Source organism: Pseudomonas sp. GW821-FHT09C08, from assembly GCF_059418125.1.
This window is the reverse complement of the sequence record NZ_JBWKPG010000001.1, coordinates 591,203-615,947: the sequence shown is the minus strand read 5'-3', so window position 1 is coordinate 615,947 and position 24,745 is coordinate 591,203. Positions and strand designations below refer to the sequence as shown.

Annotated in this window: 16 protein-coding genes; 9 read left to right on the top strand and 7 right to left on the bottom strand. The window is 63.1% G+C overall.

What is annotated here, in order from left to right; genetic code table 11:
• The first annotated feature begins 161 nt into the window (after positions 1-161).
• The 5 genes from AC07OJ_RS02415 to AC07OJ_RS02395 all read left to right on the top strand — a co-directional run bounded on the left by AC07OJ_RS02415 (position 162) and on the right by AC07OJ_RS02395 (position 7,733).
• Positions 162-2,594, top strand: a complete 2,433-nt coding sequence (locus AC07OJ_RS02415; RefSeq protein WP_282395866.1) for a TonB-dependent receptor plug domain-containing protein — start codon at positions 162-164, stop codon at positions 2,592-2,594.
• Positions 2,595-2,656: 62 nt separating this feature from the next.
• Positions 2,657-4,267, top strand: a complete 1,611-nt coding sequence (locus AC07OJ_RS02410) for an ABC transporter substrate-binding protein (protein WP_495094260.1) — start codon at positions 2,657-2,659, stop codon at positions 4,265-4,267.
• Entirely contained in the window at positions 4,264-5,214 is a 951-nt protein-coding gene (locus AC07OJ_RS02405) for an ABC transporter permease (protein WP_495093833.1), read from the top strand. The genes AC07OJ_RS02410 and AC07OJ_RS02405 overlap by 4 nt, the downstream gene beginning before the upstream one ends.
• Before the next feature lie 3 nt (positions 5,215-5,217).
• On the top strand, positions 5,218-6,114 hold the full coding sequence (locus tag AC07OJ_RS02400) for an ABC transporter permease (protein WP_065905050.1): 897 nt from the start codon (positions 5,218-5,220) through the stop codon (positions 6,112-6,114).
• Complete coding sequence (locus AC07OJ_RS02395) at positions 6,111-7,733, top strand: dipeptide ABC transporter ATP-binding protein (protein WP_495093832.1); 1,623 nt, start codon at positions 6,111-6,113, stop codon at positions 7,731-7,733. Before AC07OJ_RS02400 ends, AC07OJ_RS02395 begins: the two co-directional genes overlap by 4 nt.
• On the opposite strand, the gene AC07OJ_RS02390 is transcribed toward AC07OJ_RS02395, so the two are convergent.
• From AC07OJ_RS02390 to AC07OJ_RS02365, 6 genes are all read right to left on the bottom strand, one after another.
• The gene (locus AC07OJ_RS02390) at positions 7,734-8,951 is read right to left on the bottom strand and encodes a hypothetical protein (RefSeq protein ID WP_201144321.1); all 1,218 of its coding nucleotides are present in this window, start codon (positions 8,949-8,951) and stop codon (positions 7,734-7,736) included.
• A 195-nt stretch (positions 8,952-9,146) separates the two neighbouring features.
• Positions 9,147-9,986, bottom strand: a complete 840-nt coding sequence (locus AC07OJ_RS02385) for a sugar phosphate isomerase/epimerase family protein (RefSeq protein WP_495093831.1) — start codon at positions 9,984-9,986, stop codon at positions 9,147-9,149.
• A gap of 10 nt (positions 9,987-9,996) precedes the next feature.
• Positions 9,997-10,698, bottom strand: a complete 702-nt coding sequence (locus AC07OJ_RS02380) for a hypothetical protein (RefSeq protein ID WP_495093830.1) — start codon at positions 10,696-10,698, stop codon at positions 9,997-9,999.
• Positions 10,699-10,770: 72 nt separating this feature from the next.
• Positions 10,771-12,585 (bottom strand): thiamine pyrophosphate-binding protein, encoded by a 1,815-nt coding sequence (locus tag AC07OJ_RS02375; protein ID WP_162946080.1) that lies wholly within the window; start codon positions 12,583-12,585, stop codon positions 10,771-10,773.
• The gene (locus AC07OJ_RS02370; RefSeq protein WP_495093829.1) at positions 12,578-14,161 is read right to left on the bottom strand and encodes a GMC family oxidoreductase; all 1,584 of its coding nucleotides are present in this window, start codon (positions 14,159-14,161) and stop codon (positions 12,578-12,580) included. The genes AC07OJ_RS02375 and AC07OJ_RS02370 overlap by 8 nt, the downstream gene beginning before the upstream one ends.
• Positions 14,162-15,382, bottom strand: coding sequence for an MFS transporter (locus tag AC07OJ_RS02365; RefSeq protein ID WP_495093828.1), 1,221 nt, complete (start codon positions 15,380-15,382; stop codon positions 14,162-14,164). It lies immediately after the preceding gene.
• 432 nt (positions 15,383-15,814) lie between these two features.
• Between AC07OJ_RS02365 and AC07OJ_RS02360 the strand changes: the two genes are divergently transcribed.
• A complete protein-coding gene (locus AC07OJ_RS02360; RefSeq protein ID WP_065905153.1) occupies positions 15,815-16,681 on the top strand; it encodes a helix-turn-helix transcriptional regulator in 867 nt (288 codons plus the stop codon).
• A 44-nt stretch (positions 16,682-16,725) separates the two neighbouring features.
• Here AC07OJ_RS02360 and hisD read toward each other — a convergent pair whose 3' ends face one another.
• Positions 16,726-18,009, bottom strand: a complete 1,284-nt coding sequence (gene hisD / locus AC07OJ_RS02355) for a histidinol dehydrogenase (RefSeq protein WP_495093827.1) — start codon at positions 18,007-18,009, stop codon at positions 16,726-16,728.
• 816 nt (positions 18,010-18,825) lie between these two features.
• Here hisD and mexE point away from each other — a divergent pair.
• Genes mexE through AC07OJ_RS02340 form a run of 3 tightly spaced genes read left to right on the top strand, consistent with a single transcriptional unit; the run spans position 18,826 to position 24,674 of the window.
• Positions 18,826-20,067 (top strand): multidrug efflux RND transporter periplasmic adaptor subunit MexE, encoded by a 1,242-nt coding sequence (mexE, locus tag AC07OJ_RS02350; protein ID WP_495093826.1) that lies wholly within the window; start codon positions 18,826-18,828, stop codon positions 20,065-20,067.
• 15 nt (positions 20,068-20,082) lie between these two features.
• Positions 20,083-23,262 carry an efflux RND transporter permease subunit gene (locus AC07OJ_RS02345; RefSeq protein WP_120448513.1) on the top strand — a complete coding sequence of 1,060 codons (3,180 nt, stop codon included), beginning with the start codon at positions 20,083-20,085 and terminating at the stop codon, positions 23,260-23,262.
• Positions 23,259-24,674, top strand: coding sequence for an efflux transporter outer membrane subunit (locus AC07OJ_RS02340; protein ID WP_120448512.1), 1,416 nt, complete (start codon positions 23,259-23,261; stop codon positions 24,672-24,674). Before AC07OJ_RS02345 ends, AC07OJ_RS02340 begins: the two co-directional genes overlap by 4 nt.
• Positions 24,675-24,745: the final 71 nt, after the last annotated feature.

The following is a 24,745-nucleotide window of genomic DNA, read 5'->3' as shown; positions in this document are numbered from 1 at the left end:
TTCATAAGATAACAATGTCTAATAATTAGCTTATTCCAAAAAAGACTTTCACTCAGGTTTTTTATAGGAATATCTTCGTATCACAGACCGACCCCATGCCTGGCGGAGGACGTACCCCGACCACCAGGAGCCTCCCGCAGGCTGAATGGATCCTTCTCGATATGCCAGATATTCAATTCCCTAAACCGCTGAAAAAACTCCATTGGTCATTGGTGACCAGCTCCCTGCTGCTGGCCACCGCGCCCTCCTTCGCCGACACCACCAAGGAGGATGCCAAGCTCGGCACCGTCACGGTGATCTCCACCGGCCTGCGCGGCCAGGAGCGCACCGTGGCCGACAGCCCGGCGCCGATTGATGTGATCAACAGCGACCAATTGCTCAAGACCGGCCGCGCCGAGTTGTCCGAGGCCATTGCCAAGCTGCTGCCGTCGTTCAACTTCGGCACCAATATCGCCGGCTACAACTCGGTGACGCGCCCCCTGAGCAACCGCAGCCTCGGCCCGGCCTACACGCTGGTGCTGGTCAACGGCAAACGCCGGCACAACGGTGCTACCGGCCAGCGCGGTTCGATCGACAACAGCGGTGCGAATGCGGTGGACATCGACCTGATCCCGGTCAGCGCGGTGGACCATATCGAAGTCCTCAAAGACAGCGCTGCCGCGCAATACGGCTCGGACGCGGTAGCTGGCGTGATCAATATCATCCTCAAGTCCACCAACAACGGTGGGCACCTGGAAACCAGTTACGGGCAGCTGTATTCGGGCCAGGGCGAAACTATCAAGGTCGCCGGCGACCAGGGCTTCAAGCTCGGTGATGGCGGGTTTTTCCACTTCTCGGCAGATGCGCGCAAACGCGGTGAAGCCTCATGGAACGACAAGGCCGACAACAGCGTGCGCGCATTTGCCGACCCGGCAAAAGAAGCGGCGTGGGATCGCGTGGCGATCAAGAACGGCGACCCCGATCTCAAGGCCTTCAACCTCGCCTACAACGCCGAGTTGCCACTCGAAGACCTGACCCTGTATTCGTTCTCCACCTACGGCGAGCGCGATGCCGAGGCTGCCAACTATTTCCGTCTGCCAACCGGCACGGCCGCCGTGCCCGAGGTGTTCCCCGACGGTTATTTCCCACTCAACAACATCAAGGACCGTGACTACCAGCTGCTGTTCGGCGGCAAGGGCCAGGTGGCCGACTGGAACTGGGACCTGAGCACCACCTACGGGCGCAACAACGTCCACCATTCCAGCGACCTCAATATCAACCCGTCGCTGGGCACCGCCTCGCCGACCAAATTCGACAACCTTGCCACCTTCCGCTTCGAGCAATGGGTCAACAACCTCGACTTCACGCGCCGCTACGACAGCCTGTTCAACCTGACGTCGCCGGTGCAAGTCTCGGCCGGCCTGGAACACCGCTGGGAGCATTTCAGTACCTTTGCCGGCGACCGCGAAGCCTACATCACCGGGACTTACCCGGCGGCCTCTGGCGCGCAGGCGGCGGTGACGATCCGTCCTGAAGATGAAGTCAGCCTGATCCGCAACAACTACGCCGGCTACCTGGACCTGGGTTTTGACCTGACCGAGCGCTGGTTCCTCGACCTCGCCGGTCGGGTCGAGCACTACGACGATGACTCGGGCAACACCTTCGGCCTGAAGCTCAACTCACGCTACGAACTGACCGACACCGTGGCGGTACGCGGCACGGTTGGCACCGGTTTCCGCGCGCCGTCGCTGACGCAGATCGGCTATACCGTGGCCGACAACCGCGTGGCGACCGATGTGAACGGCAACGTGGTGCCCGCCGTGACGCGCCTGACGCCGTCCGGCAGCAACCTGGCCAAGGCGCTGGGGGGCGATGATCTCAAGCCGGAAAAATCGCGCAACCTCGGCCTCGGCCTGACCTGGCAACCGGCGCCGCGCACCAGCATTACCGCCGACGCCTACCTGATCGACATCGATGACCGCATCGCACTGACCAGCAACATCTACGACCGTGGCAACGGCGCGATCAACGCGATCCTCGCCGCACAAGGTGTGCCCACCGGCACCTGGGTCAACTACTACACCAACGCGTTCGACACCCGCACCAAAGGCCTGGATGTGGTGGCTGACCACACCACGCCGCTGGATGCCTGGGGCGACGTGCGCTGGAGCCTGGGCTTCAACTGGAACAAGACCACCATCGAAGGCACCCCGGACACGCCGGCGGCGCTGGCCAATTCCGGCGTGACCCTGGTCGGCCGTGATCGCCAGGGCGACCTCACCGATGCCACGCCCAAGACCAAGTGGATCCTGGGCGCCAACTGGAAGGTCGATGACCTCGCGGTCAACCTGCAAACCGCCCGCTATGGCGCGGTCAAGACCCTGGCAGTCAACCCCACCGGCGACCGCAGCTTCGGCGCCAAATGGATCACCGACCTCGACGTCAGCTACACCTTCGTCGACAGCATCACCGTCAGCATCGGCGGCACCAATATCTTCGACGTGCGCCCGGACAAGCATGCCGTCTACAGCAACCTGGGCCTGGCGCCCTACGGCAACCCGCCGTTCTACCCCGGCGGCGGCTACTGGTACACCAAGCTCGCCTACGACTTCTGATCCACACCTTGCATGCACACGCATCGCCACATGAGGGCAACCCATTGAATACCTCCAACTTGATGAGCCGTCTGCTGGCCCCGTGCGCCCTGGCGCTGAGCCTCGCCGCCTGCTCGCCCGGGAATGACACCCAGGCGGGCAAAACCCTGAACATCGCGTTCTTCGGCGATAACACCACCCTGGTCAGCGTCGATCCATTCCAGGTCTACTGGCTGGAACACCGCGTGCTGCTGCGCAATGTCGCCGAGTCCCTCACCGACCAGGATCCGGAAACCGGCAAGATCATCCCCTGGCTGGCCAAAAGCTGGGAGATCAGTGACGACGCGCTGACCTACACCTTCCACCTGCGCAATGACGTGACCTTCAGCAACGGCGAGCGCTTCGATGCCAAGGCGGTGAAAACCGCATTCGACAGCGACAAGGCGCTGGCCACCGAGCTGCCGGCCACCTTCGGCGCCACCTACCTCGCCGGGTTCGATCACGCCGAAGTGGTCGATGACTTCACTGTCAAGCTGGTGCTCGCCAAGCCCAACGCAGGGTTCCTGCAAGCGACGTCCACCACTAACCTGGCGATCCTCGCGCCCGCCTCCTACGCGCTGACGGCCAAGGAGCGCTCCCTGGGCAAAATCATCGGCACCGGGCCGTTCGTGCTCGCCAGCTACACGCCGGAAGTCGGCGCGCACCTGACCAAACGCAAGGGCTACGCGTGGCCGTCGGCCAATATGAAAAACCCCGGCGAGGCGCACCTGGAGAGCGTGGACATCAGCTACATCCCCGAAGAGAGCGTGCGCAACGGCCTGTTCCTGCAGGGCAAGGCCGATATCCTGTGGCCGCGCAATCCGTTCTCGGAAGTCGACCTGAAGCTGTTCCAGTCCAAGGGCGCGACCATCCAGAGCCGTTCGCTGCCGGGCCCGGCGCTGAACCTGTACCCCAACACCCGTGGCGAGCGCATTCTGGCGGACCAGCACGTGCGCCTGGCCGTGCAGAAGTCCCTGGACCGCAAGAGCTACGCGAGCACGGTCTACAACGCCGAATTCCCGGTGGTCGACGGCATTTTCGATGTGACCACGCCCTACTTCAAAAGCCAGGGCAACAAGCTGGCGTACGACCCGCAGGGCGCCGAGCAACTGCTGGACCAGGCCGGCTGGGCCAAAGGCGCCGATGGCTACCGGCAGAAAAACGGCAAGCGCCTGACCCTGAGCTACAACATCAGCCCGGCCGAAACCGCCGGTGACGTGCTGATCCAGGATCAACTGCGCAAGGTCGGCATCGAGTTGAAACTCAGCGTGGTCACCCGCGCCGAATGGGTCGCCAACAACTCCGCAGGCAACTATGACCTGACGATCAACTACATGACCCGCGCCGACCCGATCATCCTGCAAACCATCCTCGACCCGCGCAGCGCCAACAGCTCGACCGTGGCCACCAACACCTATGAACCGGCGGTCCTGGAAAAGGCCAAGGGCCTGTTCGATGCCGGCATCACCGCGACCCAAGGCCCACAACGCGCCACGGCCTACGGTGACCTGCAGGACTTGCTGATTGATCAAAGCTCGGCGTTCCCGGTGTATGAGCGCGTGTGGCAAGCGGCGACCTCGGCCAAGGTGAAAAACTTCCGCTGGACCGCCGAGGGCTTCGCGCTGCTGGGTGATATCGAGGTCGGCACGCCATGAGCCGCTACCTGATCGGCCGCGTCGGCCAGGCCCTGCTGGTGCTGTGGGGGGCCTACAGCATCACCTATTTCATTTTGTACCTGCTGCCGGGTGACACCCTGTCGATCATGCTCAGTGCCTCGGGCATGGAAGCCGATTCGCTGTCGGTGGCGGACCTGGCCAAGGCGCGCGCCTACTACGGGCTCGACAAGGGCGTGTTCGAGCAATATTTCGACCTGCTGCTGGGCGCGGTGCGCGGCGATTTCGGCCAATCCCTTTCGCTCAACCGCCCGGTAGCCGAGTTGCTTGCCGAGCGCCTGCCGCAGACGCTGTCCCTGGCCGGCCTGGCGATTGTGCTGTCGCTGATCGGCGGGGTGGGCCTGGCCTACCTGACCGCCTACATCCGGTGGGCGCCGTTGAAAAAAGCCCTGGCGCGCCTGCCGTCCCTGGGTTTCTCGGTGCCGGTGTTCTGGATGGGCCTGCTGCTGATCCAGGTATTCGCGTTCGGCCTGGGCTGGTTCCCCGCCACCGGCAGCCGGGGGGTTGAAAGCCTGGTGCTGCCGGCGATCACCCTGGCGATTCCGAGTGCGGCGGTGTACGCCCAGGTGCTGCAGCGCAGTTTCCAAGGGGTGTGGCAACAGTCGTACATCGTCACCGCCTACGCCAAGGGCCTCACCCGTGGCCAGGTGCAGGCACGGCACGGATTCAAGAACGCCGCGCTGCCGATCCTCACCCTGATCGGCCTGCAGGTGGGCAACACGGTGTCCGGTGCGGTGCTGGTGGAAACCATCTTCGCGCGCTCAGGCATCGGCCGCCTGGCCCAGGAAGCCGTGCTGCGCCAGGACATTCCGGTGGTGCTGGCGATTGTCGCTGTCTCGGCGGCGGCGTTTGTCCTGGTCAACCTGTTGGTCGACCTGCTCTACCCCTGGCTTGACCCGCGAATCTCCCACACGCCAAAGGTGTCGTAGACCATGACCATCCTCGAGCAGAATCTTGGCCGAAAAACCCTCGCGGCCAGCCCCGTATGGCGTCGTCGCAGCCGCCTGCAGCGTGCACAAGCCAGCGTGTTGCCGTTGTTGCGCCGGCCGGGTTTCAGCCTGGCGGTGCTGATCGTGCTGTTCGCCCTGGTCGCGGCCGTCGCGCCGCACTGGCTGACCCACTTCGACCCTTACGCCACCGCGCCGGCGGTCAAGCTCAGCGCGCCGAACCCGACGCACTGGTTCGGCACCGATGAGCTGGGGCGTGACCTGTATACCCGCGTGGTCTACGGCTCCAGCCTGTCGGTGCTGGCGGCCTTCCTCGCGGTAGGGATCGCGTTGCTGGGCGGGCTGGGCCTGGGGATTGTCTCCGGCTTTGCCGGTGGTCGCATCGACGCAGTGATCATGCGCTTTGTCGACGTGCTGCTGGCCCTGCCGGGGCTGTTGCTGGCGTTGGCGATCGTCACCGCGATCGGCTTCGGCACGGTGCCGGTGGCCATCGCGGTAGGCGTGGGGATTATCCCCGGCTTCGCCCGTACGACCCGCGCCGAGGTGCTGCGGGTCAAGACCCTGCCCTACGTCGAAGCCGCACGCCTGGGCGGCGCCAGTTGGCGACGGACCTTGCTGCGGCACATCCTGCCCAACGCCTGGGGCCCGGTGGCAGTGTTGGCCACCCTGGATTTCGGCGCGGCCATCCTGGCCACCGCCGGCTTGAGCTTTCTCGGTTTCGGCGCCGCACCACCTGCGGCGGAATGGGGCACGCTGATCGCCAACGGCCGGCACTTCCTGATCACCGCACCGTGGGTCTCGCTGCTGCCCGGCCTGTTCCTGGTCGCAGTGGTGTTCAGCCTTAACCATATCGCCCGCACCTTCGAGGAGATCCAGCGATGAGCGCCCTTCACCCGTTAGTCGATGTGCGCCAACTGAGTGTCAGCTACCGACACGGCCAGGCGGCGGTCAATCGCCTGTCACTGAGCCTCGCCCAGGGCGAGACACTGGCGATTGTCGGCGAGTCCGGCTCGGGCAAGACCACCCTGGCCAATGCAATCCTCGGCCTGTTGCCGGACAACGCGCAGATCAGCGCCGGCGAACTGTGGATCGACGGCACCGATCTCACCCACGCCAACGAGCGCCAGAAACGCCAGCTGCGCGGGCGTACCATCGGCCTGGTGCCCCAGGATCCGATGGTCAGCCTCAACCCGACCCTGCGCGTCGGCCAGCAGATCGGCGAAGCGCTGGTGTTGGCCAAGGGCAAGCGCTACCCCGGGGTTGACGCCGACATCGTCGAGTTGCTGCAACAGGTCGGTATCGACAAGCCGGTGCTGCGCGCACGCCAGTATCCCCATGAGCTTTCCGGCGGCATGCGCCAGCGCGTGCTGATCGCCATCGCCCTGGCCGGCAACCCGCGGCTGATCATCGCCGACGAGCCGACCAGCGCCCTCGACGTCACCGTGCAGCGCAAAATCCTCGACCACTTGCAGCGCCTGGTCAGTGAGCGCGGGATTTCGCTGCTGATCATCACCCATGACCTGGGCGTGGCGCTTGACCGCGCCGACCGCATCCTGGTGATGCAGCAAGGCGAAGTGGTCGAGCAAGGCCCACCCCGGCAGATCCTCGTCGCCCCCCAGCACGACTACACCCGCGCGCTGATCGCCGCAGCGCCGGCGTTCGCCAGGCGCCGTGAGCCGCCTATCCACATTGATCCCACCCGGCAGCCGATCCTGCGCCTGCAAAACGTCGGCAAGACGTTCGTGCTGCCCAAGGTCAAAGGCGAAGACCCAGCGTTTGTAGCGCTGGAGGACCTGACCCTGCAGGTCTACCCCGGACAAACCCTGGCCATCGTCGGTGAGTCGGGCTCGGGCAAGAGCACCGCGCTGCGCATCGCCCTGGGGCTGGAGAAGCCCAGCCGTGGCCGGGTCTGGTTCGAGCAACAGGACGTGACCGACCTCAGTTGGCGCGACTTCCGCCCGCTGCGCCAGCGCCTGCAGCTGGTGCAACAAAACCCGTTCGCCGCGCTGGACCCGCGCTTCACCGTATTCGACAGCATCGTCGAGCCGCTGGTGTCGTTCGGTCTGCTCAAGGGCCCCGCCCTGGAACAGGCCGCGCGCGAGTTGATCAGCCGTGTGCACCTGCCAGTCAGTTACCTCGACCGCCTGCCCCGCGAGCTATCCGGCGGCCAGTGCCAGCGGGTGGCCATTGCGCGGTCGCTGGCGCTGAAACCCGACCTGTTGCTGCTGGATGAGCCGGTCAGCGCGCTGGATGTGTCGGTGCAGGCACATATCCTCGACCTGCTCGAAGAGCTGCAGCGGGAGATGGGCATTGCCTACGTGCTGGTGTCCCATGACCTGTCGGTGGTGGCCAACTTTGCCCATCAGGTGCTGGTGTTGCGCAATGGCCGGGTGATTGAACAAGGCTCGGTGGAGCAGATTTTCAACACGCCGGCCAGTGACTACACGCGTGAATTGATTGCCGCCATCCCGGGGCGGCAGGTCACGGCGACGGCGGCGTGATCAGCCGCCTGACCGCTCACGCAGCAAACTGACCCTGGGTGTAAGGTTGATCCGCACCCGCTGCCAGTCGACGAATTGAGCCGCCTTGCCGGCCCAGATCGACCTTGCCGTCGGCGGCGCATGCAGGCTCATCTGCGGCGGCATGCGATGGACCCGGCTGGCGCGGGTGAACCAGCAGAGTCTGGTGTAGCGCGGCAGTTCATGAAGTTTGGCCGCGTGCACAGCCACCGGGCAAATCAGCAACAGGTCGCCAAATGCAAACAGCTGGTACGCGTCCACCTGCACGCGTGCGTCGTCGCGCAGGTGTGTGTGCCATTGCAGTGAATCCAGATCGCCCAATTTGACCTGGTCCTCCAGGATGAATCGGGCGGCGTGGTTCTGGCGGATTTCCAACGTGCCCGCGACGATGTAAGTAATGCTCGACATCGGCCCGCGCGCGGACAGCAGGAACAGGACGAAGAACATCACCACCGATGCGGCCACTGTGGATACCCGGCGCAACAGGCTGCCCTTGACCACGAAAAACAACAGCGCCGGGATCAGGCTGAACACAAAGGAACCAATCGAGAACAGCGCGACAAACCTGACCGCCGCGGCATCGTCCTGGCCGACATAGCTGTCGAGGATCAACAGTGTCGGCAATGTCCCGGAGACCACGGTAAACAGCAGCATGATGGCAAGGGGGACGTACACCCACTTCCGATGACCACGGGGCGCCCCTTGCGCGATCAGCACCCGCACCCGCCTGATCCGATTCAGGCCGAACAGCGCCAGCAAGGTCATGCCCGAAACAATCAGCAGGGCCTGCCCGGCGCCGACGTCTTCATTCCAGTAAAACGCCAACGCCATGAAGGTGGAGAACCCGACCACCAACGGCACCAACAGGCACAACGCGATGCATCGGGTGCTGTCGCGGCGGCTATAAAGCAATGAAACCGACATGCCATACAACCATGCCGACACCATCAGCACCGCCAACTGCAGGGTCATCATGAACATCACGACGAGCACCCACACCAGCAGAGCCGACTTGGCATCCAGCGTGGACATGAAAATATCCGCGCGGCCAATCGCCTTGGTGTAGATGTAGAGGCTGAGCATGCCAAAGCCCGTGCCCAGAAAAATCACCGTCACCGTAAACGGTGTCCAGTGCTCAAGCAGGTGCTTGAACCCTCTGCGAAAAAATACCTGGAACGTTGACGCGGTCGCTGCGGACATCAGATCTCCTTGAAGTAAACCATCCCGGGGGGGCTGTTTTAATCCACAAAGCGCTGCACCGCAAACAGTCTCGACCTGGCCTCCTTGCCGTGGGCCGTCGGTAGCCGAAGCCTTCAAGGCCCAAACACGCGCGGTTTTACCCGCGCCAACCGTTAATAGGCTGACGCAGCCAGCATGCCGATAGTGCTGGTGGCCTCACCCGCCAGCCGTAACGGCTTGAGCGGCTGCCGGTTGGTAAGCGCGCCACTGGCGGGCACTCGCACGTATCTGCGCATCCAGCGCCTGGCAGTCGGACTCGCTGCCCGGCGGCTGCCCTGGAAGCAGATGCGGCAATACCAGCTCGATGGACACATCGCCGCTGAAACCGTTGGCCACCAATGCCTGGTACTGGGCGGCGAAGTCGATGTGCCCGGTGCCGATAGCGCCTCGTCCGGAATCCGAGATGTGATAGATCGCGGTGAGGTGCGCGCAGTCGCGCAGCGTCTGCACCGGATCGGGTTCATTGATGTTCATGTGGAAGCTGTCCAGCACCATGCGCAGGTTGGCACTGCCGACCGCGCGGATCAGCTCCCGGCATTGCTGCGCCGTATTGATCAACGGCAGTTCAAAATGGTTGCACGGCTCGTACAAGGTGGGCACGCCGCGGCGTTGGGCATAGGCGTCGATCACCTTGCAGCACGCCAGCAGTCGCGCGTACGCCGAGGCAGCATCCGGGCAATTACGTGTCCACAGCGACAGGCCTTGCAAGGTCACGGGCACGTTGCCCAGCTCGGCTGCGAAATCGATGACCTTCCGGTAGTAATCCACGGCGAGGTCCTGCGTGGCGTCGGCGCTGTGCTGCGGCCCGGCATTGATCGGGTCGACCGCAAGAATCGTGATGCCTGCCCGACGTGCCTGCTCGCGCAGGTCTACCGGGCAGGCGTCGCGGTGATCACCTGAGTACTGGATGCCGTCCAGCCCCAGCGCGAGCGCCTTGGCCAGCACCGCTTGCGGCTCGCTGAGCCCGAGTGTCCAGGTCACTACAGCCAGTTTCATAGACATCCCCTCAGCCTTTTGGATGAAACTCGATGGCCAGCCAGATCGCATCCGAATCCGACCAGTAGCGATGCCACGGATAGGTAGGACTGCCCTCGCTATCCACGTGGGTGAAGGGGTCGTGCGTGTAGCCCGGCGCCATGCTGATCTGCCGGTACAGCGTGCTTGCGTCGCGCTCGCGGAATAACTGGATGCGCCCTGCCCCGTGGATCTGGGTATGAATTTCCACAAAAGGGTGTTCATTGTGCAAGTAACAGTCGGTGTTGGTCGGCGCCCACCACAGGTTGAGGCGAATCGTGTACTCGCGTGCATCCACCACCGCCTCGCGCTGGTTGGCGAAGGCGAACGGGTCCAGGCGCACGGCACCAATCTCGTCGTAGCGCGAGATGTATAACGGCGTGGTGCGCGGAAACTTGGCAAAGCGGTTGCCAAACCAGTCCCACTCCCCCAGCACGATGCCGCCCAGGTCGACCTCGCTGCGCACGCGGAACACCGCCATGCGTGCGGCCTCGGCGACCACGGCGTTGAACAGCATGGTGGATTTCCACGCAGGCACCACACTCGGTACCGGGCCGCCGATGCTCATGGGGCGGTGATCGAGGTTGACCACCACGCCCGCCTCGACGGTAAAGTCTTTTACGTTCTCGACCAGGTAACACTCGACGAACTGGTCACTGAATTGCAGCGCTCGCTGTTGATTGAATGGTGTCACTTCGCAGGCCCTATCGGTTCTGGAATAAAGCCCCGCGCTCGTCCATGAGCGCAGGGAGTTGGCATCAGCGCATCAGAAACCGCGGTTCTTCACATACTCGTCGCGGTACTCGCCCAGGTAGTCAGGCACGGTGATGTCCCACCAGCCGGTGGGGTGCATGTTGCTCCAGGGGCGCTCGATTGAGCAGATCGCCTCGATCACGTAGGGTTGATTGGACGCGAGTGCGCGGTCCACCGCGGCGCCGATCTGCAGCGGGTCGGTCACCCGCTCGGCGGCGGCACCCAGCGACTTGGCGAAATCGGCAATGTTGGCCGACCAGGACGCGCCGTCCGGTGTGCGGAAATCGGTGATGATTTCGCGGTCCTCGCCGAACATGTTCAGTTGCAGGTTGCGGATCGCGCCCCAGCCACCGTTGTTGATGATCAGGAAAATCGCCGGTACGCCCATCATCACCGCCGTCGCCAGCTCCTGGCCGGTCTGCAGGAACGCGCCGTCCCCGCAAATGGCAACCACCGGCTGATTCGGCGCGCCCATCTTCGCGCCAATGGCGGCTGGCAGCGCAAACCCGATCCCGGAGAAACCACCCGGCGTGATGTGCTGCTTGGGGCCATACACCGGGAACTCGTTGAACACCTGGTTCTGCGGGTTGCTGGAGTCGGTCACGACAATGGTGTTGCGCGGCAGGATCTTGCGCGCTTCGAACAACACCTGGGACACCGTCATCGGCGACTGATTGCAGGTACGCAGCGGCGCCAGGTGTTCCTCCCACTTGGCCTTCAGGTGCTGCAGGCGCTGGAACATCGGCGAGGTGCTGTAGTCACGCGCCGCCCCGCTGTCACGCAATGCGGCCAGCAGCGCCTGCAGGATCGGCCCGGCATCGCCGACGATGCCGACTTCCACCGGGTAGTTCTTGCCCAGCTCGAAGCCATCGATATCGATCTGGATCAGTTGGGTCTTGTTCGGAATATCGAAGGTCACGCCGGGCCGGTAGGAGGACGTGATTCGATCACTGAAGCGGCAACCGACGGCGAGGATCACATCGGCCTCGCGGGTCATCGCATTGCCGGGGATCGAGCCGAGGTCGCCGCACGGCCAGGCATACAGCGGATGGTCCTCGGGGATCGAGCCTTTGCCCATGAACGAGGTGGTCACCGCGGCGCCCAGGTGTTCGGCGATGGCGACCAGGTCGTCACTGGCGTTCGCGGCGATCACGCCGCCACCTGCCATGATCACCGGACGTTCCGCCGACATCAGCAGGTGCACGGCACGCGCGATGTCGGCCGGGTCGCCGTGCAGGCGGCCGTGGCCACGGTGCGTCTGCGGCGCTGGCAACTCGATTTCCGCACATTCGGCCTGCAAGTCCTGCGGCAGGTTGATCAAGGTCGGACCACGGCGCCCTTCGAGCATCACGTTGAACGCTTGGGTCATCACCCCGGGCAACTGCGCCACCGTGCCCGGTTGCCACCAGCGCTTCACCACGGGTTCCGCCATGCGCGGGAAGTTATCGCCGTGGGGACGGTCGAGTTCCTGCAGCACGCCTTTGCCCAGCATGTAGGTGTGCACTCCGCCGCTGATCACCAGTTGCGGCAGCGAGTCGGCGAACGCGGTGGCGATCCCCGTCAGGGTATTGGTCGCCCCCGGACCAATGGAGGCGCAGACAGCCGCGATTTGCCCGCTGGAGCGGTAGAAGCCGTCAGCCATGTGTGACGCACCTTGCTCGTGCATGGCCGGCACCAGGGTGATCTCATCCTTGCGGTCGACAAAGGCGTCCAGCAGCGCGGTATTGCCATGCCCCGGGATCCCGAAGACATAGGGCACTTTCTCGCGGATAAGGTACTCGACCACGATTTGCCCACCGGTCATTTTTTTTGTTTTCGTATCAGTCATGCTGCGCTCCTGCTATGGCGTAAAGAGAGATTGTCGCGGCCTGTTGTTCATCAGGCCGCCGGATAGAGGTGATGCCGAATTCCGTCGCGAGAATATGTTCCGCAGCCCGCAGCGCCTGGGCGGCGATGGTCAAGGCCGGGTTGACCGCGGCGGACGACGGCATGAATGACGCATCGATCACGAACAGGTTGGCGTGGTCATGGCTGCGGCAATAGATGTCCAGGGCCGAGGTCGTCGGGTCGCGACCAAATCGCACGGTGCCGCACTGGTGAGAGGTGGAGTGCTTGAGCAACGGCTTGGTCAATACGATCGGGTAACCGCTGGCACGCAGCAGCGCCACCATCTTCTTGATGAACCGACGGTGGGGGCGCAGGTTGTTGCGGCGGATCGCCATCTGGATCTGGCCGTCCTTGATCAGGATACGGCTGTCGGGGTCCGGCAGGTCTTCCGAGAAGGCAATCCAGTCTATGCTGTGCTTGGCCATGGTGGCGCCGACCACCTTGGGCAAGAACGGCACATTGGCCGAGAGCATCCCGCCCTGGAGCTTGCCGAGCATCTGCGCATGGCCCAGTGGGAAGGGATAATCCGGCGCGCCGAAGTAGAACTCGTTCATCGACACGGTTTTCTGGAACACCGTGTCGTTGGGGCGCGGCGACAACCCCATCAATGCGGTCTGGTTGTGTGCCATGTAGTAACGGCCAACCACGTCCGAGCTGTTCGCGACGCCATTCGGCGCGGCTTCGCACGCCGACCGCAGCAGCAAGGCCGCACTGTTGACGGCGCCACAGGAGACCACGATGAGCCGGGCGGTCAGTACTTCAGTCTGGCCGTCACTTTCCACCACGACCCCGGTCACTTGCTTGCCGTCCTGGCTGAGCAGCAACCGCTTGACCAACGTGTTGGTGCGCAGGGTCACATTGCCCGTCGCCAGCGCAGGCTGCACCAGTGCGGTCTCTGCCTCCATTTTTGCCGAAATCCGGCAAGGAAAGCCGTCGCAGGTCTTGCACAGGGTGCAGTGGCCGTCAGCCGAATAATCGACCGCCAGCGGCATCGCCGAGGTGCGCGCGCCCGCCGCCCGCATGCCCTTGCACATGTGCTCGACGATAGGCGCCGACGCCACCGCAGGGTACGGATACGGCTTGCTGCGCCACGGCGCCGACGGATCGTCGCGGTCGTCACCGTGCACTTTGAAAATCTGCTCGGCCTGGGTGTAATACGGTTCGAACTCGGCGTAACTGACCGGCCACGCCGGCGACACGCCCTCCTCGTGCTGCAGCACCTCGAAATCCCGCTCGCGGTAGCGGATCATCGAGCCGCCATAGAACTTGGTACAGCCGCCGACGTTGTAGTAGATGCTCGGGCGAAACGGCTTGCCTTGGGCATCCAGCCAGGTGTCGTGGGCGGTGTATTTCTTGTCGAAGAACACCGAGGCCACACGCCAGTTGTCCGCTTCCTTCGGCACCCAGTCGCCACGCTCGAGCATCAGCACGTTCACCCCGTGTTCGGCCAGGCGGCGGGCGGTCATGGCGCCGCCGACACCGCTGCCGATCACGATGACTTCAGGAGTGGCTTGCATTTAAATCTTCGCCTCGCTGTTGTTGGCGGCTGCGGATGCAGCCGGATGGCCCACCGAGGCGCCGGGTTTGACCCGCATCAACAGCGGGCCGAAGATCGCGATCAGGCTCATGAGCACCAGCGGCATGTAGAACAGCGCGCCGATGCCGTAGGTGCTCACCAGGTACGAATAGACCGCCGGGCCACCGAGCATGCCGCCAAACCCGATGCCGTTGACGATGCCGACATTGCGGCCCGAGTTGGCCGGGTCCTTGCGCCCCGCCGCCGACAGCATGAGCGGCGCGATACAGGCGAGCCCGAGCCCCAGCAGGGCAAAGCCGGCCATGCCCATCACCGGGGCGTGGCTCAGGGTTGCCAGGAAGATGCCGACAATCGAGATGGCGCCGCAGCAGAACACCATCGCCGCCGCACCGATACGCTCGGCCAGCCAGTCACCGGTCATGCGCGCGATAAACCCGGCGCCGGTAAAGAAGCTGATGGCCAGGCCGGCGGTCGAGATGGTCATGCCGGTCTCGCGCACCAGGAACTCCTGGCCCCAGTCGCTGACCGAGCTTTCACTGATCATCCCGGCAATCAGCAGCGCGCCGAAAGCCACCATCAGCATCAGCACTCTCCAGTTACGCGCGGTGGGCGCGGCGGCGCTGTGGGTCGGTTTGTGGTTGACCGGCAGCAGCTCGTCCTTGCCGAGCATGAACTGGCTGGTCAGCAGGCTCAGCAGCGCCAGCGAAACGCCGGCCACCGTGAAGGGAATAATCGCGCTGTCGGAAGAAAAGCCGGCGAGGTAGCTGGCCAGGATTCCAAACAGAAAGCCGCCCAACGAAAAGTACGCATGAAACGCCGACATGATGGAGCGTTGATAGAACCGTTCGACCTGCACACCGTGCGCATTCAGGGCGGTATCGACCGACCCGCGCAAGGCGCCCAACAGGCATCCGAACATCAGCGCGAAGGTGTATTGCGAGGCGAACCCCAGGGCGATGAGCGAGAGTGGATAGGCCAGCAAGGTGGTGCGGATCACGGTCCGTGGGCCGAAACGGTCGACGAAATACCCGACGATGAATGCACCGAAGGTGCCGCCGATGGCAATCCCCAGGGCGACCATGCCGAAGTTCAGGTCGCCGAGGCTTCCCTCCATGCCTAAATGGTTTCGAAACGCGCTCACCCCGACCGACCAGGTGTAAAACAGCGCCCCCATGATCATGAAGCCCGCGAACGTGGCCATTCGCGCTTTCTTGATTCTGGGCGTAACCAGGGAGTTGTCGCGTTTGCTCGATAACATGGATCACCTGTCGAGGGGCTGAGGCCCCTTCGTTATTGGAATTAATGGCGGCTGGCCATCAGTATTTAGACAGTGATGTTGCAAGGTGCCCCACGTGGAAGGTCGCTCTTGATGGCTGACATGCACGCGCTCATGGACTGCCGGCGAGCAGGCCACGTGGACGTTTCGAGTATCGAGAGATCGTGCGCGCGGCTCAATTTCGCAGATGGCTGTGGTGTGACGCAGACCGACGCACATGTGCAGCAGCGACAGTCCGGCAAGTGCGTGCTGGACGCTCGGTTGCAGACTATCTAGCATGCTCGGCATGCAGCTCACGCCTGATCCGCTGCCCGAAAAAAAACTAAAAAAGCCGCTTGCGAGGAGATCCACGCCCCCATGTCAGTTGTAATCGCCCCCTCCCATGGAGAGCGCCATCAAGTGCGCAATGACCTGCAAGGCAACGTGCAGAGAAACCTCGCCACGCTGGTGGAGTCGTGCCGGTCAGTCGCTGACATGTGCCGCAAGATCGATGTGAACCGCCAGCAGTTCAACAAGTACCTGGCCGGCCAGCATGTGCCGTCGCAGAAGATCCTGCAGAAAATCGCGCGCTATTTCATGATGGAAGCCGAGGACCTGTTTCGTCCCCCGGCCGACTTCAAGCAGTTCTACGAAGGGTTTGAAAACGAGCTGCCGATCGGGCTGCGTGCCTCCGCGCAGTTCAATCATTTCCTACCACTGGCCAAGGCTTCGGCGCACGCGCTGGACGACTACCTGGGCGTGTATTACCGCTACCACAACTCGTCGATCTATAAAGGCCGGATCCTGCGCTCGGTGACGTGCCTCTACCGCGCAGACACAATGGTGCAGTACGTGACCGTCGAGCGCTTCCCATTGCAGGATGGCAGCGGCAAGACCGGCTACTCGTTCACCTATCACGGTTTCTGCCTGTTGCTGGGCGACCGATTGTTCATGGTGGATTTCGAGGGCAAGCAGCGCAACGAAATCACTTTCTCAATCCTCACGCCGCAGCACCGGCGGCCCATACGCTTTCTGCATGGGCTGGTCACCGGGGTGGCGTCATCGTCCTATCGCCAGCCCTTCTCCACCCGGCTGACGTTGAACTATGTGGAAAAAGGCCTGATTCGCAAACGGCACCTGCGCGCGGCAACAGTGCTGCTGCCCGCCGACCTGTCGCTGCCGGTGGAGGTGCGCGAGTACATGACGGGAGACAATGCGGCGATTGTCTGGGGTGGGCAGGACTAGAAGCAACGCCGCCCTGCTGCCCATTGCGGGCAGCAGGGCGTGACTCAAGCGGTGGTCCTGTAGCGACGGATGCGGATATCCGCCTGCTCCTTGTGGCCGGCAAACCCTTCCATCGCACAGAGTCGCGAGCAGTATTCGCCCACCAGCACCGAGGCCTCATCCGTCAGCACGCGCTGGTACGTACAGGTCTTGATGAACTTGCCCACCCACAACCCGCCGGTGTACCGCGCGGCTTTGGTGGTCGGCAGGGTGTGGTTGGTGCCGATGACTTTATCGCCATACGAGACGTTGGTGCGCTCCCCGAGGAACAGCGCGCCGTAGTTGGTCATGTGCTCGAGGAAATACAACGGATCACGGGTCATGACCTGGACATGCTCGGAGGCGATGCGATCGGCCTCCTCCACCAGTTCTTCAACACTGTCGCACAGGATGATTTCACCGTAGTCACGCCAGGCGATGGCAGCCACCCCGGCCGTCGGCAGGACCGCCAGTTGGCGCTCGATCTCGGCTGGAATCGCCTCGGCGAGTGCACGGCAGTTGGTCAGGAACACCGCCGGAGAGTTCACACCATGCTCTGCTTGGCCCAGCAGGTCGGCGACCACCAGTTCTGCATCGGAGGTTTCGTCAGCGATAACCAGGGTTTCGGTGGGGCCGGCAATCAGGTCGATACCGATCTTGCCGTACAACTGTCGCTTGGCTTCTGCCACATACACGTTACCGGGGCCGACGACCATGTCGACCGGCGCAAACGTGTCGGTGCCCAAGGCAAGCGCGGCAATGGCCTGCACCCCGCCGAGGCAGTAGATCTCGTCAGCGCCCGCCAGGTGCATCGCCGTGACGATGGCCGGATGCGGGCGGCCATCGAACGGCGGCGCCACGGCCACCACGCGCTTGACGCCGGCGACCTTGGCGGTCAACACGCTCATATGCGCCGACGCCAACAGCGGGTATTTGCCGCCGGGGATATAGCAGCCCACCGAGTTCACCGGAATGTTCTTGTGCCCCAGGATCACGCCCGGCAGGGTCTCGACCTCGACATCCACCAGCGCAGCCTTTTGCACCTGCGCAAAGCGGCGCACCTGCTCCTGGGCAAAGGTGATATCGCCGATCTCTTGCGCCGAGAGGCTGGCGACGCAGGCAGCAATTTCCTCATCGGTCAGACGAAAGCTGAGCGGGTCCCACTGATCGAACTGCCGGGAATACTCACGGACGGCGGCATCCCCCTGGCGACCGACGTTGGCAATGATGTCAGCCACCACATCACGAACCTGGCTCGCGATCTCGGCCTGTGCAGCCACCGGTTTGGCAGTCTTGAGGTATTGAATCATGTCTTGCTCCAGTTTAAGTACGCGTCGTCAGCCAAGCCTCGAAGCACGGGCGTGCTCGACAGATACCTGGCAACTGGAGTCGATTTTCCGGGCTGCACGGCCCTGTCCACAATTTCGCACTGACAGCCCAGGTGACGCACGATGACGCACGGCGCCCCCAAGTTGATTGCGGCAACAGGCGCGCCTGGGGATGACCGCTTCGCACAGTCCGGCAGGTAGCAATTGATAACATTCCGCTGTCGGAAAATTGGAATCAAACCTCACGGTGACTCACTCACGCTACGAGCCCAGTCGATAAAACCCGCGCTGGGTGACTCTGCCTGAACCAGACCGCGAGATAACACTGCATGAGCCTATCAGCGACCGTCACCCAGCCGACTGTCACGCCAGCACGCCCTCTTCCGCCAACAACCGCCATCCCCCCTCTCCCGACAGCCGGCACCGGCAACGCGGCACACACCGCCGATCAAGCCTCGGACACCCGCCCCGAAGCCAAGGGCGACAAAGACCTCGCGCTGTTATTTGCCACGGTCGCGCAGACCATCGCCAGGAACGGGCCTTTATTTTTAGCGCTTCCATGCGCACGCTGCACGGAACACCGAAATCTACCCCCCAGAAAATCCTGAGTTGCACCGCACGCAATAGTGTTTTGTCATCAAGCCCATTGATAGCCCCCTAACGAAACCCCCATGCTAGAGGGCTAATCTCGCGCTTATATCATTCCGAATGATAGTTACCTTTGCTTCATTCGATTCGTGACATAGCACAGCGCCGCGCATGATCCGCCCATCTCAAATACATTGGCGGATGCACCTCATGGAACAGTCACTCAAACATTTGCGCTTTCCCCTGGCGATTTTGGCCGTGGTGGTGATGAGCGCATGCGGCAAGACCCCGGAACAAGCGGCCGCCATGCCACCTGCAAAAGTCAGCGTGGCGAAGGTGCTGGAGCAACCGGTCAACGAGTGGGACGAATTCACCGGTCGCCTGGAAGCACCGGAAACCGTGCAGATTCGTCCACGTGTCTCGGGCCAGATCGATCAGGTGGCCTTCATCGAAGGCGCCCTGGTGAAGAAAGGCGACCTGCTGTTCCAGATCGACCCGCGCCCGTTCCAGGCTGAAGTGCGCCGCCTCGAAGCCCAGCTGGCACAAACCAAAGCCGCCGCCTCGCGCAGCGAAAATGAAGCCCAGCGCGGCGAACGCCTGCGCCAGAGCAATGCGATCTCCGCCGAACTGGCCGACTCGCGCACCACCGCCGCCCAGGAATCGCGCGCCGCCGTCGCCGGGATCCAGGCGCAGTTGGACCTGGCCAAGCTGAACCTGAGCTTTACCCGCGTGACCTCGCCGATCAGCGGCCGCGTCAGCCGTGCCGAAATCACCGCCGGCAACCTGGTGACCGCCGACGTCACCGCGCTCACCAGCGTGGTGTCCACCGACAAGGTCTATGCCTACTTCGACGCCGATGAGCGCGTATTCCTCAAGTACACCGAGCTGGCTCGCCAAGGCCGCCGTGGTGCTACCACTCCTGTCTACCTGGGCCTGTCCAACGAAACCGGCAACCCGCACCTGGGCCAGATGAACTTCGTCGACAACCAGGTCAACCCGGCCACCGGCACCATCCGGGGTCGCGCCGTGTTCGACAACAGCAAGGGCGAATACACCCCTGGCCTGTATGCGCGCCTGAAACTGGTCGGCAGCGGCACCTACTCCGCCGTGCTGATCAACGACGAGGCCGTGGGCACTGACCTGGGCAAGAAGTTCGTGCTGGTGATGGACGGCGACAAGCCGGCGTATCGCTCGGTGGAACTGGGGCCGAAGATCGAAGGTTTGCGCATCGTACGCAGCGGCCTGAACAAGGACGACACCATTATCGTCAAGGGCCTGCAGCGCGTGCGCCCTGGGTCGCCGGTCGCTCCGGAAACCATCCCGATGGCCAGCAAGGAAACCCTCGCGGCCTTGGCACAACAACGACAAGCGCTTGAAGCCAGCAACCTGGAGCAAGTGGCGCCGGAAAAAACCGCGCCCAAGCTCGCAGCCGTTGCGACTCCACGCGGTTAAGGGATACGACTCAAGATGAATTTTTCCAAGTTCTTCATTTCGCGGCCGATCTTCGCAGCGGTGCTCTCGCTGTTGATCCTGATCGCCGGCGCGATCTCGCTGTTCCAATTGCCGATCAGCGAATACCCCGAAGTCGTGCCGCCGACCGTGGTGGTGCGCGCCAACTTCCCGGGCGCCAACCCCAAAGTCATCGGTGAAACCGTGGCCGCTCCGCTCGAGCAAGCCATCACCGGCGTCGAGAACATGCTGTACATGTCCTCGCAGTCGACCGCCGACGGCAAGCTGACCCTGACCATCACCTTCGCCCTGGGCACCGACCTGGACAACGCGCAGGTGCAGGTACAGAACCGGGTGACGCGGACCCAGCCGAAACTGCCTGAGGAAGTGACGCGCATCGGTATCACCGTGGACAAGGCCTCTCCCGACCTGACCATGGTGGTGCACATCACCTCCCCGGACCAACGCTACAACATGCTCTACCTGTCCAACTACGCCATCCTCAATATCAAGGATGAGTTGGCACGCCTGGGCGGCGTGGGCGATGTGCAGTTGTTCGGCATGGGCGATTACTCCCTGCGTGTGTGGCTGGACCCGAACAAGACCGCTTCGCGCAACCTGACCGCTACCGATGTGGTGACGGCCATTCGTGAACAGAACCGCCAGGTGGCCGCCGGTGCATTGGGCGCGCAGCCTGCACCGAATGACACCAGCTTCCAACTCTCGGTCAACACCCAGGGCCGCCTGGTCACTGAGGAAGAGTTCGAGAATATCGTCATCCGTGCCGGTGCCAACGGCGAAATCACCCGCCTCAAAGACATTGCGCGAGTGGAGTTGGGCTCCAGCCAATACGCCCTGCGCTCGTTGATCGATAACCAGCCGGCCGTGGCGATTCCGATCTTCCAGCGCCCTGGCTCCAACGCCATCGACATCTCCAATGAAGTGCGGGCGAAGATGGCGGAGCTCAAGCAGAGCTTCCCGGAAGGCATGGATTACCGCATCGCCTATGACCCGACCGTCTTCGTGCGCGGCTCCATCGAGGCAGTGGTCCACACCTTGTTCGAAGCACTGATCCTGGTGGTGCTGGTGGTGATCCTGTTCCTGCAGACCTGGCGCGCCTCGATCATTCCATTGGTGGCGGTGCCGGTATCGTTGATCGGTACGTTTGCGGTGATGCACCTGTTCGGCTTCTCACTCAACGCGCTGTCACTGTTCGGCCTGGTATTGGCCATCGGTATCGTGGTGGACGACGCCATCGTGGTGGTGGAGAACGTCGAGCGGAACATCGAATTGGGACTCGAACCATTCCCGGCCACTGAAAAGGCCATGAGCGAAGTGACCGGCCCGATCATCGCCACCGCGTTGGTACTGTGTGCGGTGTTCGTTCCAGCGGCCTTCATCAGCGGCTTGACCGGACAGTTCTATAAGCAGTTCGCCTTGACCATTGCGATCTCGACGGTGATCTCGGCGTTCAACTCGCTGACCCTGTCGCCCGCACTGGCAGCCGTGTTGCTTAAAGGTCACGACGCACCGAAGGACCGCTTTTCCAAGTTCCTCGACAAGTTGCTCGGCGGCTGGTTGTTCAAACCGTTCAACCGCTTCTTCGACAAAGCAAGCCATGGTTACGTCGGCACCGTACGCCGGGTGATTCGCGGCAGCGGCATTGCGCTGTTCCTGTACGCCGGCCTGATGGTGCTGACCTGGTTGGGCTTCGCCCACACGCCGACCGGTTTCGTCCCGGCCCAGGACAAGCAATACCTGGTGGCCTTCGCGCAATTGCCGGACGCCGCGAGCCTGGACCGCACCGAAGACGTGATCAAGCGCATGTCTGACATCGCCATGAAACAGCCCGGCGTGGAAAGCGCTATCGCCTTCCCCGGCCTGTCGATCAACGGTTTCACCAACAGCCCGAACAACGGCATCGTGTTCGTGACCTTGAAGCCATTCGAGGAGCGTAAAGACCCGAGCCTGTCCGCAGGTGCGATTGCCGGTGCACTGAACGGCAAGTACAGCAGCATCGAGGAAGCCTACATGGCGATCTTCCCGCCGCCGCCGGTACAGGGCCTGGGGACGATTGGCGGCTTCCGCCTGCAGGTCGAAGACCGTGGCAACCTGGGTTATGACGAGCTGTACAAAGAAGTGCAGAACATCATCACCAAGAGCCGTGGCGTACCTGAGTTGTTCGGCCTGTTCACCAGCTACACGGTCAACGTGCCCCAGGTCGATGCTGCCATCGACCGTGAAAAGGCCAAGACCCACGGCGTGGCGATCAGCGACATCTTCGACACCCTGCAGATCTACCTGGGTTCGTTGTATGCCAACGACTTCAACCGCTTCGGCCGTACTTACCAGGTCAACGTGCAGGCTGAGCAGCAGTTCCGCCAGGATGAAGACCAGATCGGCCAGCTGAAAGTGCGTAACAACAAAGGCGAGATGATCCCGCTGGCGACCTTTATCAAGGTCAGCGACACCTCGGGCCCGGACCGCGTGATGCACTACAACGGCTTCATCACCGCAGAAATCAACGGCAACGCCGCACCGGGCTACAGCTCCGGCCAGGCCCAGGCGGCGATTGAGAAACTGTTGAAGGATGAACTGCCCAACGGCATGACCTACGAGTGGACCGACCTGACGTATCAGCAAATCCTCTCGGGCAACACCGCGCTGTTCGTGTTCCCGCTCTGCGTACTGCTGGCGTTCCTGGTACTGGCCGCCCAATACGAAAGCTGGAGCCTGCCATTGGCGGTGATCCTGATCGTGCCGATGACGCTGCTGTCGGCCATCACCGGGGTGATTATCTCGGGCGGCGACAACAACATCTTCACCCAGATCGGCCTGATCGTACTGGTGGGCCTGGCGTGTAAGAACGCGATTCTGATCGTCGAGTTTGCCAAGGATAAACAGGCCGAGGGTCTCGACCCACTGGCGGCGGTACTCGAAGCATGCCGTCTGCGTCTGCGGCCGATCCTGATGACGTCGTTCGCCTTCATCATGGGTGTAGTGCCCCTGGTGTTGTCCAGCGGTGCCGGTGCCGAGATGCGTCATGCCATGGGTGTGGCGGTGTTCTCCGGGATGATCGGGGTGACCTTCTTCGGTCTGTTGCTGACACCAGTGTTCTACGTACTGATCCGACGTTATGTGGAGCGCCAGGACGCGCGCAAAGCGGCCAAGGCCTTGAAGCTGGAGACACAGCAATGAGCGTGAAAATATTCCTGCCGAGCCTCCTGGTACTGGCGCTTGCCGCCTGTGCCGTGGGCCCGGACTACAAGACCCAGACCCCGGAGGCGGCCAATATCACCGCCGCCGTGGACGCCAAGAACTACGACCACGCCAAGTTCGAAGGCATCTGGTGGCAGCAATTCGAGGACCCGACCCTCAACCAGTTGGTGACACAGTCGCTGCAAGGTAACCGGGACCTGCGCGTCGCCTTTGCCCGCCTGCGTGCTGCCCGTGCGATCCGCGATGACGCCAGCAACGACGCCATGCCGGTGATTACCAGCCGCGCCAGCAGTGACCTGGGCAAAGGGCAGATCCCTGGCCAGACCACCAAGCGCGTCAACAGCGAGCGTTACGACCTGGGCCTGGACATGGCCTGGGAACTGGACCTGTTCGGTCGCATCCAGCGCAACCTGGAAGCCACCGACGCCGACCAGCAGGCTGCCGAAGCCGACCTGTACCAACTGCAAGTCACCATGATTGCCGAACTGGTGGACGCCTATGGTCAACTGCGCGGCGCACAATTGCGTGAACGCATTGCCCTGGACAACCTGAAGAACCAGCAGGATTCGCGCACCATCACCGTCAGCCTGCGCGATGCCGGGGTCGGCGACCAACTCGACGTCGAGCGTGCCGACGCACGTCTCGCGGCGGTGGAAGCCAGCGTGCCGCAACTGCAGGCCGAACAAGTGCGCGAGCGCAACCGCATCGCCACCCTCCTCGGCCAGCGCCCCGACAAGCTGACCGTCGACTTGAGCCCCAAAGACCTGCCGGCGATTGCCAAGGCGTTGCCGATCGGCGACCCGGGGCAACTGCTGCAACGGCGCCCGGACATCCTCAGCGCCGAACGCAAACTGGCCGCCGCCACCGCGCGTATCGGCGTGGCCAAGGCCGACCTGTTCCCACGGGTCAGCCTCAGCGGTTTCCTCGGCTTTACCGCCGGGCGGGGTTCGCAGATCGGCTCATCGGCCGCCAACGCCTGGGCCCTTGGCCCGAGCATCACCTGGGCCGCATTTGACCTGGGCAGCGTGCGCGCACGTTTGCGCGGTGCCGATGCACAGGCCGATGGCGCCCTGGCGACCTACGAGCAGCAAGTCCTGCTCGCACTGGAAGAGTCCGAAAACGCCTTCAGCGATTACGGCAAACGCCAGCAACGCCTGGTCTCGCTGATCCGTCAAAGCGAATCCAGCCGCGCCGCCGCCGACCTCGCGGCAATCCGCTACCGCGAAGGCACCGTGGACTTCCTGGTACTGCTCGACGCACAACGTGAACGCCTGGCCGCCGAAGACTCCCAGGCCCAGGCCGAAGTGGACCTGTATCGCGGGATTGTGGCGATCTACAAGGCGTTGGGCGGCGGCTGGCAGCCGGATACGGTGGTAGCAACCGCCAAGTAATTCAAGCGCTCCTTTGGTTGGTCGCATCCAGCCAATTTTTAGCCCCGTGGTCCATTCGGTCACGGGGCTTT